Raw genomic sequence first — 15,648 nt, 5'->3', positions numbered from 1 at the left:
ACTCGGAGGGCTACGACCTGGTCGCGGTGATGCGCCGCGGCCGGTGGATCGTCGGCGGCGAGAGGTTCTCCACCGTCAAACCCGCCTGAGCGACGCCGACGGCCGCCCTCCCCCACGCGGGGACGGGCGGCCGTGGTGTGTCCGGAGGAGGGGCGGGCTCAGCCGCCCGGCTCGATGGTGATCTGGTCGACCAGGACCGCGCCGGAGGGCACCGTGAGGGTCACCGTGTTCGGCCCGGCCTGGAACTGCGGCAGTATCCAGGTGCTGTACCAGGCGGAGGTCTGGTCCTTGGGCTGCGGCCCGTAGATCCTGTACGTCACCCCGCTCGGCCAGTCCTTGCCGTTCACCGAGGCCGAGCCCTTGAACTCCGCGCCCGAGTAGTTGTAGTGCACCGTCAGCTTGTACGACCCGGCGGTGGCGATCTCGCCGGTCCAGGTCACCGAGCCGCCCGGCTGGAGCGTCAGGTAGCTGCCGTCGGCCGACTTGGCGCCCTTGACGGTGTTGCCGGAGGGCGCGTTCTGCCCCTGGAGCTGGCCCGCGTCCACGGTCGTCGGTCCGGAGACCGGGGTGGCGCTCGCCGAGGGGGAGCCGCTGGCGGTCGTGGCGGTCGGCCCCGGGGTGGTGGTGGCCGGCGGGGCGGTGGTGGCGGTGCCGCCCTTGCCGGTCTTGTTGTCGTCCGGGTCCCCGGTGGAGAGGGCTATGCCCGCCCCGATCGCTATCGCCGCGACCACGGCCACCGCGCCGATCACCGCGCCCTTGCTCCGGCCGCTGCTGCGCGGCTCCTCCCCCGGCTGCGGCCGGGAGTGCTCGGCGTAGCGGGTCTGCTGGGTGGGCGCCGCACCGTACTCGGGCTGCTGCGGCGGGCCGGGCTGGCCGTACGGGGCCTGCGGCTGGCCGCCCGGGTACTGCGGCGGCATGCCCTGCTGGCCGTACGGCTGCTGCTGTTGCTGCTGTTGTGCCCGCGGCGGGTAGCCGTACTGGGCGCGCCCGACCTCCATCGGGCGGCTGTACGGCGTGCGCGGGACCCCCTGCTGCGGCTCGGCCGGCTGCCCGGTGGAACCGTCGGCCGGGCGGTAGAGGTAGCCGAACGGGTCGTCGTCCTGCGGGGCACCGCCCCCCTGGCCCTCGGGCACTCCGTTGCTGCCGGCGGTCGTCACGGTGGTCTGCTCCCCCATCCGGTGCGCCGCCTGCTGCGGGCGGCGCAGATCATGGACGCTGTCGTACCGGGAACCCTACCTGCCGTATGTGACGGCGGGAAAAGAACCCTTGACAACTCACGGGTAACCGGGACCGACCAGGGCCGGCCCGAGCCCGCGGGGGCCGTCCGCCGGCTCAGCCCGCGCGCCGGTGCGAGCGCTCGCCGCGCGCCCCGCGCACCGCCCCGCCCCGGGCCCGCTTCTCGTCGTACATCCGCTCGTCCGCGGTCTGCAGCACCTCCTCGATGCTCATCCCGCAGCCGGCCCAGCCGACGCCGAGGCTCACCCCCACCCGCATCGCCCGTCCGTCGATCCGCATCGGCGGGATGATCGCGCCCCGCAGCCGGTGGGCGAGGTCCTTGGCCTCCTCGCGGCCGATCCCGTCCGCCAGCACCACGAACTCGTCGCCGCCGAGCCGGGCCACCGTGTCGCCGTCCCGGACGGCCTGGCTCAGCCGCCGGGCGACCTCGACCAGCACCGCGTCGCCCGCGTTGTGGCCGAACCGGTCGTTGATCGACTTGAAGCCGTCCAGGTCGCAGAAGAGCACCGCGAGCCCCTTGTCCACCGCCGCCGCGGTGCCCGAGCGGAACGGCGCCGACCAGGCCTCTCCGCCCGGCCCGTACTCGGCCGGGACCACCGCGTGCACGTGCTCCCCGAAGCCCGGGCCGAGCCCGCCCGGCAGCCCCTCGGGCAGGCCGTAGCCGTGCGCCGGCCCGGCGTACCGGTCCGCGCCCTCCAGCCCGTCGTGCGCCGCGTGCGCGCTGTAGGAGTCGGCCGGGTAGCCGTACGGCTGCGGGTAGGCCACCTCGACCTGCCCCCCGGTGGCGCCGACCGGCTGCGGCTGGGCGCAGAGCCGGCGGGCCAGCCGGGCCTTGAGCTCGGCGCCGTTCGGCAGCCCGGTCAGGGCGTCGTGGCTGGCCCGGTGGGCGAGCTGGAACTCGTGCCGCTTGCGGTCCTCGATGTCCTCGACGTGGGTGAGCAGGAAGCTCGGGCCCTCGGCCGCGTCCGCGACGATCGAGTTGCGCAGGCAGACCCACTGGTAGCCGCCGTCCCGCCGGGACAGCCGCAGCTCCGCACGACCGCTCTCGGCGCTGGTGCGCTCCAGCAGCGCCCGGTCCTCGGGGTGCACGAGGTCGGCGAAGCTCTGCTGGCGCAGCACCGCCCGGGGCCGGCCGAGCAGTCGGCAGAGCGCGTCGTTCACCCTGGTCAGCTGGCCGCGCCCGACGCCGTGCAGCTCGGTGATCGCCATCCCGCTGGGCGCGTACTCGAAGGCCTGGCGGAAGCTCTCCTCGCTGGCCCGCAGCGCCTGCTGCTCCTTCTCCAGGCGGGCCAGCGCGCGCTGCATCTCGGCCCGCAGCCGGGCGTTGCCGATCGCGATGGAGGCCTGCAGCGAGAACATCTCCAGCGCCTCGCGGGTCCAGGCGCCGGGCCGCTTGCCGCTGCGCGGGCGGTCCACCGAGAGGACGCCGAGGAGGTCGCCGCCGGCGCTGTACATCGGGGCGAGCAGCCCGTCGGCGGGGTGCCAGTCGTTGGCGTACACCGGCAGCGGGCCGTCCCCGATCCAGCGCGGGATGTCGCTGGCGACGGCCCAGCCGCGGTCGTACGGCAGGAAGCGCAGGGTGCCCCAGTGGTCGCTGACGCCGAGCAGCCGGTCCCAGGACTCCCGGGAGCCGACCTGGCCGAGCAGGACGGAGGGGCCGCCCATCGGGCTCTCCTCCAGCTCCCAGACGGCCGCCACCACGAGGTCGCCGTCGGGCCGGACCAGGCTGACCGCGGCGGCGTCGAAGCCGAGCCCGTGCACCGCGCCCTCGACCACGGCCTGGAGCGTGCCAGCGAGGCTGCGGGCAGCGTTGAGGTCCGCCACGACCCGGTGCAAGGTGCGGAGGGTCGCGAGACGGACGTACGGCTCCGACTCGGCTTCCATGCGGGGGCTCCCCGGCTGCTTCGGATAGTTCTTGATTGGTTATCGTCCGATTGCCAGAAGAACTGAATCACAGGGAGCACAGCGCTCGGCACGCTCGGTCAGCAATAGGCCATCACTTGTGACTTAAATCACACGAGACTAATGCGCCCTTAATCAGTTCATCTGTCCCGTAGTGGGACATACAGCGCCATCGGAACTTTTCTGGTGGTCGACCGCATTGGCCGCCGACTGAAGCCGACTGCGCCCGCCAGTCCGGTCGCTTCACTCCTGAGGGTGAGTTCGGCCACCGGGCGTAACCCTTCGGCCGGACCGCCGGTCCTACGACCAAGGCCCGATGCCGTTCCTCCCGGGTGACGACTACCGTGCGGTACGTGTACCCGTCGCCGCAGCCCGAAGCTGCCCCCCACGCCACGCCCGACGAGTTCCGGGCTGCCCTCTCCCAGCTCGCCGCCGGCGTGAGCCTGGTGACCGTCCACGACCCGGAGGACGGCGAGGACGTCGGCATGACCGCCACGTCCTTCCTCTCGGTGTCGCTGGAGCCGCCGCTGGTGCTGATCTCGGTCCGCGAGGACTCCCGGATGGACGAGGTGCTCTCCCGGGTGGACACCTGGGCGGTCTCGGTGCTGACCGAGGGACAGAAGACGCTCGGCTCGCGGTTCGCCATGAAGGGCCGGCTCAGCGACCGGCTACTGTTCGCGGACACCCCGCACCACCGCGGCCCGCGCACCGGCGCCCCGCTGGTCGACGGCGCACTGGCCACCGTCGAGTGCCGCACCGAGCAGCGGATACCCGCCGGCGACCACACCCTGCTGCTCGGCCGCGTCCTGGAGGCCACGGTGCCCGACCCCGGCGGCCGCCCGCTGCTCTACTTCCGCGGCGGCTACCGCACCCTCGGCTGAGGCCGCGCCGGCTACTCGCCGCCCCGCGGCGCCCGGCGGCCCTGCTTCAGCTCGGAGCGGTGCTTCTTGTTCTCCAGCCGCCGCTGGACCATCCCCCGGCTCGGCCTGGTCGCCCGCCGGGCCTTCGGCGGCGGCGCGCACGCCTCGGTCAGCAGCGCCGACAGCCGGGCCGCGGCCGCCTCCCGGTTGCGCCACTGCGAGCGGAACTCCGAGGCCTGGACCACCAGTACCCGGCCGTCCACCAGCCGGCCGGCCAGCCGCTCCAGCGCCCGCTCGCGCCACACCTCGGGCAGCGCCCTGGTCGAGGCCAGGTCGAAGCGCAACTCGGCCTTGGAGTCGGAGGTGTTGACGTGCTGGCCGCCGGGGCCGGAGGAACGCGAGAAGCGCCAGACGAGCTCGGCGTCGGGGACGACCACCGACCCCCGTACGCGGATGGGCTCGGACATGCGCCCATCATCCCGCGCCCGGCCCGTCCGGTCACCCGGATATCGGTACGCCCCCCGCTTCCGCACCCGGTTACCCCCGGGCGCCCCGAGCCCCGACAATGGCGTACGTGATCGAGCTCGGCTACTCCCTCTCCAACCGCTTCCCCGACCCCCCGCAGACGGACTACCGCACCGCGTCCGTGCACGCCCTGCGGTACGACCTGTTCTGCGGCGACGTCTACCTGGACGGCGAGGGCTCGGAACTGTCCACCGCCTGGGGCTGGGTGCCCGTGCTCGACTTCGCCTGGGCGCTGTGCGACGTCGCCGAACTCCTGGACCGCGACCCGGACGGCGTCCGGGCCGCCCGGGTGCAGACCGCCGACCTCGACTTCACCCAGAACACCGAGCTGCTGCGCTTCGCCCGCCGCTTCAACTGGGTCGAGGTCACCGCCACCTGGCTGCCGGACGAGCCGCCGGTGGTGGTCCGCCACGGCGAGCTGCGGCGCGAGGCCCGGGACTTCCTCCAGGACACCCTGGCCGACCTCTTCGACATGCACCCCGACCTGGCCGACAACCCGAACATCTGGACGCTGCAGGGCCGGTTCCGGCGCATCTGACACGTCCTTTGCCCGGTCTTTGCCCTCCGTTGGGCGCCCACGAAGAATTCACGGCCCCTGCGGAACCAAGCCACCGCGGTATTGCGTTGTCCCGGGAAATAGCGAACGAAGCGAACGAAGGGACTGCAATCGTCATGCCAGTGAGCCTCTCCAAGGGTGGCAACGTCTCGCTGACCAAGGAGGCCCCCGGCCTGTCCGCGGTCACCGTCGGCCTGGGTTGGGACGTCCGCACCACGACCGGCGCCGAGTTCGACCTCGACGCCAGCGCGATCGTCCTGAACGCGGACGGCAAGGTGCTGTCCAACGGCCACTTCGTCTTCTTCAACAACACCAGCACGCCGGACAACACCGTCGTGCACACCGGTGACAACCGCACCGGCGAGGGCGCGGGCGACGACGAGTCGATCAACATCAACCTGGCCGGCCTGCCGGTCGAGGCCGCCAAGATCACCTTCCCGGTCACCATCTACGACGGCACCGCCCGCGGCCAGAACTTCGGCCAGGTCCGCAACGCCTACATCCGCGTGGTGAACGCGGCCGGCGGCGCCGAGATCGCCCGCTACGACCTCTCCGAGGACGCCGCCACCGAGACCGCGATGATCTTCGGCGAGCTCTACCGCAACAACGGGGAGTGGAAGTTCCGCGCCGTCGGCCAGGGCTACGCCTCCGGCCTGGCCGGCATCGCCCAGGACTTCGGCGTCCAGCTCTGACGCACCCGCGGACAACGCCGCGGCGCGGGAAGTCGGTCCGTCCGACTCCCCGCGCCGCGGTTTCTCCGTTTCCGGGGCCCGGCGGGCCTCAGCGCGAGGCGCGCAGCTCCGGCAGCTGGATCAGCTCGGTCTCGTCCTCCGGCGTCAGGTCCACCACGGTCGGCCCGCCCTGCTCCGGCCGCTCGGCCGACTCCGCCGCCCGGGCCTCGGCCACGGCCTTCTCGGCCACCGCCTCGTCGCCCACCACGTCCGCCAGGTCGGCGCGCTCCCCCAGTTCGGCGACGCTGCCCACCGCCGGTGCCGGGGCCGCCGGGCGCGCCGGGGCAGCCGCACCGCGGCCGAAGAAGCTGAAGCCCTGCCCGCGGGCCGGACCGGACTGCGCCGGGCGCGGCCGCTGCCGCTCCACCGGCGCGGGCGCCGCGGCCGGCCCGGCCGACGCGCCGCCGAGCTGACCGACCGTCGCGGTCAGCGCCGGACGCACCGGCTCGGGCCGCACCGGCGCCGGGGCCGCCGGAGCCTGCCCCGGGGTCGGCACCGAGGGCGCCACCGGGGCCGGCACGGCCACCGACGCGGCCGGGGCGACCGGCGACTCCTTCGCGGGCTTCCGCAGGGCCACCTCCGCGCCCGCCGTACGCGCCCGCCGGGCCTCCTGCTCCGCCGCGCGGCGCTCCAGCAGCCGCAGCACGGACGCCGCCCGCACGTAGGCGGCCGGGCTGGCCGGATGCTTCGGACGGCTCGCGGCGAGCGCCTGCTGGGCCGCCTCGGCCTCCTTGAGCGCCTGCTCGGCCACCGCCACGGCCCGCTCGCGCAGCAGCCGGGCGATCTCGGTCTCGGCCTTCGCCAGCCGCGACTTCTCCGCCGTCAGCCGCCGCCCGAACCGGGTGGCCCGCTCCTCGGCGACCTCCGCCGCGTACTCGGCCTCGGCCAGCTGCTCCTCGAACCGCTCCTCGGCGCGCAGCCGCTGGGCCGCGGACGTCTCGGCGGCAGCCCGGGCCGCCTTGTCCCGCTGGCGCAGCAGCAACGCGAAGCCGAGCGTCGCGATCACCGCCGCGACGCCCACCGAGCGCACCAGGACGGTGTCCTGACTGAAAAGCAGAGCGGCCAGTGCGGCGACCAGCAGCACGCCGGCGGCGGTGGGGGGAAAGACCCGGCCGAGGACGGAGGAATGACGGTGGCGTCCGCGAGACATGTCCAAGAAACTAGCGTGCGAATTGGGGGCCTGTCAGCCCAGGGTCCCCTTCCGCCCTTGACAGGGTGCGGTTTTTACCGCACGTGCCCGGATTCTCACGCAAGATCACGAAGAAAGCCCTGATCAGCGGTGCCGACGAGGCGGACGGTGCCGGCGGGGCCGTCGAGGCCCCCGTGACGCCCGGGCGGCGCCCCGGCGGGGCCCCGGCCGCGTCTCAGCGGTGCGACGCCGCCGGACCGCCCGGGTCGTCGTGGTTCTCCGGCAGCTTGCACACGTGCTGGATCCAGAGCGCCGCCGCGATCACCGCGGCCCCCGCCAGCACCGCGAGCCCGGCCGTCACGGCCTGGTCCTTGCGGGCCGACACGTCCAGCTCGCCCAGCAGGTAGATCCCGGCCCCCGCGTAGATCCCGGTGACCACCGAGGAGACCAGCGCGCTGGCCTGCCCCAGCACCACCGCCCGGGCCGCCAGCAGCGGGTCGACCCCCTTCGCCCCGGGCTGCCGCTCGCGCACCGCCTTCAGCCGGGCCCGCAGCGACAGCGCGGTCGCCAGCAGGACCACCGCGACCGCCGCCAGCACCACCGGCGCCGCGGCCGGCACCGCCGGCAGCGTGTCCACGGAGGCCCACAGCTTGGAGCCGGCCCAGGACAGCGCCGTCGTGGCGGCGGTGATGCCGATCAGGAGGCGGAGGCGAAGCAGCTTCACTCGGAGGAGGTCCTTCCCGGGTACCCGAACCGGCCGCCCGCCCGGTGGCGCGGCGGCGCCAGGCCACCGTACCGGGCCCGGCCGGGCGGGCACCCGCGTGAACGGCGGACACCTACTCGTACGGCCGGGCCCCCGGCCGAGTTCCCCGGGCAACGGCCCCGGTCACCGGCCTCCGGACCTACTCGGGCAGCGTCAGCCCGATGTCCTCGCGGCGCTTCACGCCCTGCGCGTCCGGACCGCCCAGCGCGGTCAGCAGCGCGTCCACCCGCCCGTGCCCGGGCACCTCGGCCTCCGGCTGGGCGTCCAGCCAGGGGGCGAGCACGAAGGCGCGCTCGTGCGAGCGCGGGTGCGGCAGCAGCAGCTGCGGGTCGTCGCTCAGCACGCCCTCGTAGGCCAGGATGTCGACGTCCAGGGTGCGCGGGCCCCAGTGGACGGTCCGCACCCGCCCGAAGGCGTCCTCGATGGCGTTGCCGCGCTCCAGCAGGTCCCGCGGGGGCAGCGAGGTGCGCAGCACCACGACCGCGTTGTAGTAGTTCGGCTGCTCCTCGGGCCCGCCGACGGCCTCGGTCTCGTACACCGCCGAGACGGCCTTGATCTTCAGCCCCGGGGTGTCGGCGAGCGCGTCGACGGCCCCCTGGAGGGTGTCCAGCCGGTTGCCCAGGTTGCTGCCGAGCGCGATCACCGCGCAGCGCTGGCTGTGCAGCGTGGTGTCGGCGGAGTCCACCCGGCTCTCCAGGTCGAACGCGTTCGGCGTGGCGGTCGGGTCACTGGTGCTCATGCGCCCGCCTCGCTTCGCTCAGCAGGGGCACTCACCCATGCGCACCTCTTGATCATCCGCTCGCTTCGCTCGCTCATCGGAAAACGTCCTCTACATCGGATACCGGGCGCGCGGTGGGGGTCATGCGCGGCCCCGGTGGATGGTCACGGTCACGTCGTCGAACGGCACGGTGATCGGGGCGTCCGGCTTGTGCACGGTGACCTCGACCTCCTCGACCGCTTCGTGCTTGAGGCACTGGTCGGCGATCCGCTGGGCCAGCGTCTCGATCAGGTCGACCGGCTCCCCGGCGATGATCGCGGTGACCTCCTCCGCCACCAGCCCGTAGTGCGCGGTGCGGGTGAGGTCGTCTCCGGCCGCGGCGGGGCGGGTGTCCAGGTGGAGCACGAGGTCGACCACGAAGGTCTGCCCCTCGACGCGCTCGCGCTCGAAGACGCCGTGGTGGCCCCGGGCTCGCAGCCCCCGCAGGGTGACGCGGTCCAGCAAACGAATCACTGCTCCCAGTCGGACGGGCCCCGCCCGGAGAAAGGCATGGACGGGCAGGGCGAAGGCGGGCGGCACGCCCGCCACTCCGTTTCGAATCTACCCGCGAGCACGGACAACGCCTGACCGTCCTACCCGGCACGAACCGACGCCACGCGCACCGATATGGCGATTGACGTGAACGTTCGGTGACCACTCGGAAATTCCCGGCGACTTCCCGGCACTGCATTTCCGCAAGTGCCGGAATCAGCTCTCCTCGTCGTCGTCCCCGCTGGTCAGAACGGGTGAACCGTGATGCGACCAGAGCTTCCACCCGGCCGGGGTACGACGGAACAGATTCGTCGACACGACCTTTCCGCCGACCAGCGGCCCGAGTTCCCCCTCCTCCTCCGACTCTCCGCCGGACAGGATGTTCTCGGTGCACGTGACAAGGGCCACATCACCGTGCACCTCGGCCTCGACATCGGTCAGGAAGAACTGGATGTACTCCGTGTTCATCATGATCAGCATGTACGAACGGGTCACCTGGGCCCGGCCGCGGAGCACCGGCCAGCCCGGGTGCACGCACACCACGCCACCCTTGTCGTCGGCGTCCGCGGCGCCCAGCCAGGCGTCCTCGACCGCTTCCAGGTCCCCCCGTTCCAGCGCCTCGTAGAGCCCCTGGTTCGCCGCCAGAACGGCCTCCAGGTCCGCCTCGCGGGCCCGCCCGGCCGTACCGCCGCTCAACCTGCCGTCACCTGTCACAGACCCTCCCTCACCCCAACCGCGCCGCGTGCTGCCAGGCCGCGACCACCCGGACGGCATCCGCCGTGCCGGACACGTCGTGCACCCGCACCGCCCAGGCTCCCGCCCGTGCGGACAGCACCGACACCGCGGCCGTCGCGTCGTCGCGCTCCCGGGCCGGGCGCAGTTCCCCGGTTGCCGGGTCGGCGAGCAGCGTACCCAGGAACCGCTTGCGCGAAGCCGCCACGAGCACGGGACGGCCGAGCGCGGTGAGCGCGTCCAGCCGGCCGAGCAGCGCCCAGTTGTGCTCGGAGGTCTTGGCGAAGCCGAGCCCCGGGTCGAGGATCAGCTGGTCCTCCTTGACCCCGGCCGCCAGCAGCGCGTCCACCCGGTCGGTCAGCTCGGCGACCACGTCCCGCACGACGTCGTCGTAGACGGCCATCCGGTCCATGTCGGCGGACTGCCCGCGCCAGTGCATCACCACGAAGGGCGCGCCGGTCTCGGCGACCACCCGGGCCATCGCCGGGTCGGCGAGCCCCCCGGAGACGTCGTTGACGATCGCGGCGCCGGCCTCGACGGCCTGCTCGGCGACCGAGGCGCGCATGGTGTCCACCGAGACCACCACCCCGGCGTCGGCGAGCTCGCGCACCACCGGGATCACCCGGCGCAGCTCCTCCTCCTCGGGGACCCGCTGCGAGCCCGGCCGGGTGGACTCGCCGCCGACGTCCACCAGGTCGGCGCCGCGGGCCCGCAGTGCGAGGCCGTGCGCGATCGCCTTGGCGGGGTCGTGCCACATCCCGCCGTCCGAGAAGGAGTCGGGCGTGACGTTGACCACGCCCATCACGGCGCAGCGCTCCAGTCGCGGCAGACCGGCCGGCAGGGAGAAGGAGGGCGAATCGTTCATGCTTCCCATTATCGAACGGGGCCCCCGCCGAGGATTCTCGGCGGGGGCCCCGTTCCGTGCCGTCGCGGCCCCGAAGGCCCGCGACGGGCCTCAGGCGGCCTCGGTGACCTCACGGGTCGACGGGACCGGCATCAGCCCCTCGCGCTGGCGCCGACGGCCGAAACGCGGCATCCCGAGCGTGATGAAGGCCTCCGCCTGCATCGCGGCGAAGCCGATCCGGGGCAGGTCCCGGGTGCTCGGGAAGACCAGGAAGCGCGGCTCCCACTCGGGCTGGAACTTGGCGTTGAACTTGTACAGCGACTCGATCTGGAACCAGCGCGACAGGAACACCAGCAGCCCCCGCCAGGCGCGCAGCACCGGGCCGGCGCCGATCCGCTCGCCGCGGGCCAGCGCCGAGCGGAACATCGCGAAGTTGAGCGACACCCGGCGCACGCCCATCGCGGGCACCGCCTGCAGCGCGGCGACGATCAGCAGCTCGTTCAGGCCCGGGTCGGCGGCGCGGTCGCGGCGCATCAGCTCCAGCGAGATGCCGTCCGGCCCCCAGGGCACGAAGTGCAGCACGGCCTTCAGGTCGTCGCCCTCCTCGCCCTCCTCCGGGGCCTTGTGGGCGGTGACCACCACGCAGTCGTCGTCCAGCGGGTCGCCGAAACGGCCGAGGGCCATCGAGAAGCCGCGCTCGGTGTCGGTGCCGCGCCAGCGGGCGGCGGCGTCGGCGATCCGGTACTTCTCCTCCACGGTGAGCTCGGAGACCCGGCGCACCTGGCAGGAGTAGCCGTTGCGCTCGATCCGCTTGACCATCTGGCGCACGTTGCGCATGGCCCGGCCGGAGAGCGAGAAGGACGCGGTGTCCACGATCGCCTCGTCGCCCAGCTCCAGCGCGTCCAGGCCCGCCTCACGGGTCCAGACCTCGCCGCCGACCTCGCTGCACCCCATCACGGCCGGCACCCAGGCGTGCTCGCGGGCCTCGGCCATGAACACCTTGATCGCGCCCGGCCAGGCCTCGACGTCGCCGACCGGGTCGCCGGAGGCCAGCATCACGCCGGAGACCACCCGGTAGGAGATCGCGGCCTTGCCCGTGGGCGAGAACAGCACGCTCTTGTCGCGGCGCAGCGCGAAGTAGCCGAGCGAGTCGCGCTCGCCGTGCCGCTTGAGCAGCTCGCGGACCTTCTCCTCGTCCTCCGCCGTCAGCTCGGGCTTCGGCTTGCCCGGGCGCAGCGCCAGGTACGCGGTGGTGAAGGCGGTCAGCAGGCCGAGCCCGCCGAGCAGGTAGGCGACCAGGTCGGACATCCGGACGTTGTTGTACCGGATCGGGCCCTCGAAGCCGAACAGTCCGTACCCGACGTGCTGCAGGCGCTCGGTCAGGCCCGGGTGGCCGATCTCGTACTTGGTCCGGGTACTCACGATCAGCAGGCCGAGCAGCACGCTGAGGACGCCCATGACGACCAGGTTGACCACCGCCCGCCAGCGGGTGCGCGGGTCGGCCTTGGCGTAGAACTCGCGCTGGTGGACCAGCATCACGGCGAGGACCACCAGCGAGACGACCGCCGGGCCGATCTGGTGCCAGCGCACGATGTGCAGCCCGGCGCTGACCGGCAGCAGCACGCAGACCGCCCGCCAGGCCCGCCGCTTGCGCCGGCGCAGCGCGTGCGCCAGCGGCACCAGCAGGATGCCGACCATCAGCGCGCCGACCGCCGCCAGGCTGGTGGTGCCGCCCGGCAGCTGCCCCGCGAAGGTGTGCACCTTCGTGTGCCGGAGCCTGGGGAACACCGCGCTGGCGATGTCCACGAGCCCGATCAGCAGACAGGCGTAGCCGACCGCTCCGGGGAGCCAGGCCCTCGGGACGGCGGACGCCTGGTTGCGCAGCGTCTGCAGGCCGCGGCGACGGCGCGGCGGCTGCTCGGGGCTCGGCTCAACGGACACGGGAACGCTCATGGAAGCTCAGCGTAGAGGCTGCGGTGCGGTGTCCGGTCACTCCGGGGGAGGACGCGTGATGGACCTTCATGCCTATTCCTTCATCAGGCAATGCGCATACCAAGGACCCGGAAACGGTCGGTAAACCGGGGCCGTGGTCGCGCTGCGGGTTGAGCCGGCGGTGGGAGCCGGGGGCCCGCCGCAGCGTGGCGCGACGGGACCCTCCGGGACGCGTTACGTACGGTGGACGCCGCATTCTAGGGCGCCGGTTGCCTCCGGCTCTCCCCGCCCTACCAGCCCGCCCGGGCATCCGGACAGCCTAGCCACGGTGGCCCGGCCTGACGGACCGCCAGACGATGAAGCCTGCACCGACAGTGTCCCACCGGAAGGCCGACGGCATGGAACTGACCAGCGACGCGCTGGTGAACTCGCTTCTCGCACTCGGCGCCGCGGCGGTCGTCACGACCCTGTGGCTCTGGCCGCGGCTGGCGCCGCAACGTCCGCTGCCGGTGCTCGGCCGGATCGGGTTACTGACGGTCGTTCAAGCCTCGGTCCTGGCCGTGCTCGCGCTGTCGGTGAACAACTCCTTCGGGTTCTACACCTCCTGGGACGACCTGCTCAGCCCCGGCGGCGCCAAGCTCGCGCTGGCCGGCAACGAGAACCACAGGGGCGGCACCCCGGTCCCCGACGCGCTGGTCCAGCCCACCACCGAGGGCGGCCTGGAGACCATCACCAACCTGCCGAAGGGCCCGCCCGAGGAGGTCGGCAGGATCGAGTCGGTCCGGGTGAGCGGCAAGGAGACGGGCTTCTCCGACCAGATGTTCGTCTACCTGCCGCCCGCGTACTTCGACCCGAAGCTCACCCTGGTCCGCTTCCCCGTCCTGCTGGCCATCGCCGGCTACCCGGGCACCACCCTGAACCTGCTGCACGAGCTGCCCCTCGCCCAGACCGCGATCGAGCTGCAGCGCTCCGGCAAGATGCCGCCGACCGTCCTGGTGATGGCCCGCCCGGCGGTCGTCCCGTCCCGGGACACCGAGTGCGTGGACGTCCCCGGCGGGCCGCGCACCGAGACCTGGTTCGTCAAGGACGTCCCCGAGGCCATCCTCAGCGCCTACCGGGTCGGCCGCACGGCCGGCTCCTGGGGCACCCTCGGCTACTCCACCGGCGGCAGCTGCGCGCTGCGCCTGGCGATGCGCTTCCCGAACGTCTACGGCAGCGCGGCGAGCCTGCACGGCGACTTCACCGTGCGCCAGGACAACTACACCGGCGGCGACCTCTTCAACGGCGACAAGGCGCTGGCCCAGCAGCACGACCTCGGCTGGCGGCTGCAGAACCTGCCGGTCCCGGCGCTCAACGTGCTGGCGGTCTCCACCCGCGCGGAGGGGGACTACCCGCAGACCGTCCAGTTCGTCGACCTCGCCACCAGGACCGCGGCGGCCAACCCCCAGTTCAAGATCGACTCGCTCTACCTGGACGACGGCGGGCACAACTTCGACAGCTGGACCAGGGAGCTGCCGGCCACCCTCGAATGGCTGGGCTCGCACCTCGGCTAGCGCACGTGGGTGACTACCCGCCGGTCGGCCCGCCCGGCCGGCGGCCCGGGGGAACGTATCGCGACCGCCCGTCGGCCCCCGCCGGGCCCCCCGGACCCGCGCAGGAGGCACTGTGCTGAGCACCCGCTCGCTCTTCGACGAGATCTACCGCAACGACCAGGCGTACCAGCTGTTCTGCAGCATCGCGGCCGGCGGCGAGGACCAGGGCGGCTGGGAGAACGAGCGGATCGCCGCCCTCACCCGGGACCCGGTCCTCGCCCCGAAGGTCGCCCGGCACGGTGCCGACGAGCGCAAGCACGGCCGGATCTTCGCCCAGCTGCTGAACCGGCGCGGCCTGCCCAAGGTGCCCGTGCCCGACGAGACCGACTACTGCATGCTGCTGGAGCGCCAGGGCATCGGCCTCTCGCACGAACGGCTGAACACCGACGTCCCGCTGACCGACCGCGAGCTCATCACCTACCTCGCGCACAGCCGGGTCACCGAGCAGCGCGCCGCCGAGCAGATGCGGCAGCTGGTCAGGGCGTACGCGGACAACCCGGCCCTCGGCCGGGCGATGCGGGTGATCTCCGCGGACGAGGACGACCACCTCGCCTACTGCCACGAGGAGCTGCTGCGGCTGATCTCCGAGGGCCACGGCCCGTACGTCCGGCACGCCCTGGAGGCCAGCGCCCGGGGCGAGGTCCGCACCTACCGGGACGTCGGCCTCGCCGTCACCGCCCGGATGGCCCGGATCCTGCGCTGGCCGCGCTGGCAGCTCGCCCTGATCACCCTCGGGGTGCGCGCGCTCCACCTGTACGACCGCGCCTACGGCTGGCGCCGGATGGTCACGCTGCGGATGCCCGAGCACCGCAACGCGCTGGGCACCCCGGCTCCGCCGCACGCGGAGCACGAGGTGCCCGGTCCCTGAACCGTCGGCCCGGCCGGCGCCCTACCGGCCGATGATGAGGCTCATCGCCTCGGCCCGGGTGGCCGGGTCGCGCAGCTGGCCGCGCACGCAGGAGGTGATGGTCTTGGCGCCGGGCTTGCGGATGCCGCGCATCGACATGCACATGTGCTCGCACTCGACCACGACGATCGCCCCGCGCGGCTCCAGGATCCGCATCAGCGCGTCGGCGACCTGGCTGGTCAGCCGCTCCTGCACCTGCGGCCGGCGGGCGTAGACGTCGACCAGCCGGGCGAGCTTGGACAGCCCGGTGATCTTGCCGCTGGTGGACGGGATGTACCCGACGTGGGCCACGCCGCGGAACGGCACCAGGTGGTGCTCGCAGACCGAGGTCAGCTCGATGTCCTTGACCAGCACCATCTCGTCGTGGCCGAGGTCGAAGGTGGTGGTGAGGACGTCCTCGGGCTCCTGCCACAGGCCCGCGAATATCTCCTTGTAGGCGCGCGCCACCCGGGCCGGGGTCTCCAGCAGGCCCTCGCGGTCCGGGTCCTCCCCGACGGCGAGGAGCAGCTCGCGGATGGCGTTCTCGGCCCGCTTCTGGTCGAAGGTACCGACGGCGGGCGGACCGTCGAAGGTCACCGGGTCGATCATGCGGGCCTCGCTTATGTATCGGAAGACTCTGGCTGAACAGCACGGATGCCGCGCCTCCAGGGTACAAACCCTGGTGACGCGGCATCCATTCCCTACGGAGCG

The 15,648-nt window shown here is 73.2% G+C and carries 16 protein-coding genes; 5 read left to right on the top strand and 11 right to left on the bottom strand.

Going from position 1 to position 15,648, the window contains the following annotated elements; translation table 11 throughout:
- Window positions 1-158: 158 nt before the first annotated feature.
- Both ACLWS4_RS33485 and ACLWS4_RS33480 read right to left on the bottom strand, forming a co-directional pair.
- Complete coding sequence (locus ACLWS4_RS33485) at window positions 159-1,175, bottom strand: hypothetical protein (protein ID WP_416876084.1); 1,017 nt, start codon at window positions 1,173-1,175, stop codon at window positions 159-161.
- Window positions 1,176-1,332: 157 nt separating this feature from the next.
- Window positions 1,333-3,120 carry a sensor domain-containing diguanylate cyclase gene (locus tag ACLWS4_RS33480; protein WP_380745040.1) on the bottom strand — a complete coding sequence of 596 codons (1,788 nt, stop codon included), beginning with the start codon at window positions 3,118-3,120 and terminating at the stop codon, window positions 1,333-1,335.
- Window positions 3,121-3,482: 362 nt separating this feature from the next.
- On the opposite strand from ACLWS4_RS33480, the gene ACLWS4_RS33475 reads away from it, so the two are divergent.
- Window positions 3,483-4,019, top strand: coding sequence for a flavin reductase family protein (locus ACLWS4_RS33475; RefSeq protein WP_369808329.1), 537 nt, complete (start codon window positions 3,483-3,485; stop codon window positions 4,017-4,019).
- Between the two features lie 11 nt (window positions 4,020-4,030).
- On the opposite strand, the gene arfB is transcribed toward ACLWS4_RS33475, so the two are convergent.
- Window positions 4,031-4,465 (bottom strand): alternative ribosome rescue aminoacyl-tRNA hydrolase ArfB, encoded by a 435-nt coding sequence (arfB, locus tag ACLWS4_RS33470; protein ID WP_117489044.1) that lies wholly within the window; start codon window positions 4,463-4,465, stop codon window positions 4,031-4,033.
- Between the two features lie 98 nt (window positions 4,466-4,563).
- On the opposite strand from arfB, the gene ACLWS4_RS33465 reads away from it, so the two are divergent.
- Complete coding sequence (locus ACLWS4_RS33465; protein ID WP_369808326.1) at window positions 4,564-5,061, top strand: hypothetical protein; 498 nt, start codon at window positions 4,564-4,566, stop codon at window positions 5,059-5,061.
- Window positions 5,062-5,195: 134 nt separating this feature from the next.
- Window positions 5,196-5,771, top strand: coding sequence for a TerD family protein (locus ACLWS4_RS33460; protein WP_049655167.1), 576 nt, complete (start codon window positions 5,196-5,198; stop codon window positions 5,769-5,771).
- A gap of 88 nt (window positions 5,772-5,859) precedes the next feature.
- Here the strand turns inward: ACLWS4_RS33460 and ACLWS4_RS33455 are convergent, their stop codons facing one another.
- The 7 genes from ACLWS4_RS33455 to ACLWS4_RS33425 form a co-directional block, all read right to left on the bottom strand.
- Complete coding sequence (locus ACLWS4_RS33455) at window positions 5,860-6,960, bottom strand: hypothetical protein (protein WP_380745043.1); 1,101 nt, start codon at window positions 6,958-6,960, stop codon at window positions 5,860-5,862.
- A gap of 214 nt (window positions 6,961-7,174) precedes the next feature.
- Complete coding sequence (locus tag ACLWS4_RS33450) at window positions 7,175-7,663, bottom strand: DUF3180 domain-containing protein (protein ID WP_049654061.1); 489 nt, start codon at window positions 7,661-7,663, stop codon at window positions 7,175-7,177.
- 178 nt (window positions 7,664-7,841) lie between these two features.
- Window positions 7,842-8,441, bottom strand: coding sequence for a 2-amino-4-hydroxy-6-hydroxymethyldihydropteridine diphosphokinase (folK, locus tag ACLWS4_RS33445; RefSeq protein ID WP_049654060.1), 600 nt, complete (start codon window positions 8,439-8,441; stop codon window positions 7,842-7,844).
- A gap of 120 nt (window positions 8,442-8,561) precedes the next feature.
- The gene (folB, locus tag ACLWS4_RS33440) at window positions 8,562-8,921 is read right to left on the bottom strand and encodes a dihydroneopterin aldolase (RefSeq protein WP_049654068.1); all 360 of its coding nucleotides are present in this window, start codon (window positions 8,919-8,921) and stop codon (window positions 8,562-8,564) included.
- A gap of 246 nt (window positions 8,922-9,167) precedes the next feature.
- Window positions 9,168-9,647: a nuclear transport factor 2 family protein gene (locus ACLWS4_RS33435; RefSeq protein ID WP_049654066.1), complete on the bottom strand. Its 480-nt coding sequence runs from the start codon at window positions 9,645-9,647 to the stop codon at window positions 9,168-9,170.
- Window positions 9,648-9,675: 28 nt separating this feature from the next.
- Window positions 9,676-10,548, bottom strand: a complete 873-nt coding sequence (gene folP / locus ACLWS4_RS33430) for a dihydropteroate synthase (RefSeq protein WP_416876083.1) — start codon at window positions 10,546-10,548, stop codon at window positions 9,676-9,678.
- A gap of 90 nt (window positions 10,549-10,638) precedes the next feature.
- Window positions 10,639-12,480 carry a phosphatidylglycerol lysyltransferase domain-containing protein gene (locus tag ACLWS4_RS33425; RefSeq protein WP_380741892.1) on the bottom strand — a complete coding sequence of 614 codons (1,842 nt, stop codon included), beginning with the start codon at window positions 12,478-12,480 and terminating at the stop codon, window positions 10,639-10,641.
- A 377-nt stretch (window positions 12,481-12,857) separates the two neighbouring features.
- Here ACLWS4_RS33425 and ACLWS4_RS33420 point away from each other — a divergent pair, with 377 nt between their 5' ends.
- Complete coding sequence (locus ACLWS4_RS33420; protein WP_063780220.1) at window positions 12,858-14,012, top strand: alpha/beta hydrolase; 1,155 nt, start codon at window positions 12,858-12,860, stop codon at window positions 14,010-14,012.
- A 112-nt stretch (window positions 14,013-14,124) separates the two neighbouring features.
- Window positions 14,125-14,919: a ferritin-like domain-containing protein gene (locus ACLWS4_RS33415; RefSeq protein WP_416876082.1), complete on the top strand. Its 795-nt coding sequence runs from the start codon at window positions 14,125-14,127 to the stop codon at window positions 14,917-14,919.
- A 21-nt stretch (window positions 14,920-14,940) separates the two neighbouring features.
- Here ACLWS4_RS33415 and folE read toward each other — a convergent pair whose 3' ends face one another.
- Window positions 14,941-15,546, bottom strand: a complete 606-nt coding sequence (folE, locus tag ACLWS4_RS33410) for a GTP cyclohydrolase I FolE (RefSeq protein ID WP_049654054.1) — start codon at window positions 15,544-15,546, stop codon at window positions 14,941-14,943.
- Between the last annotated feature and the right edge of the window lie 102 nt (window positions 15,547-15,648).

The sequence above is a fragment of the Kitasatospora sp. SC0581 genome, from assembly GCF_048159585.1.
Lineage (GTDB): Bacteria > Actinomycetota > Actinomycetes > Streptomycetales > Streptomycetaceae > Kitasatospora.
Note: the sequence above shows the minus strand (reverse complement) of the source record. Positions and strands in the feature narration are given on the sequence as shown.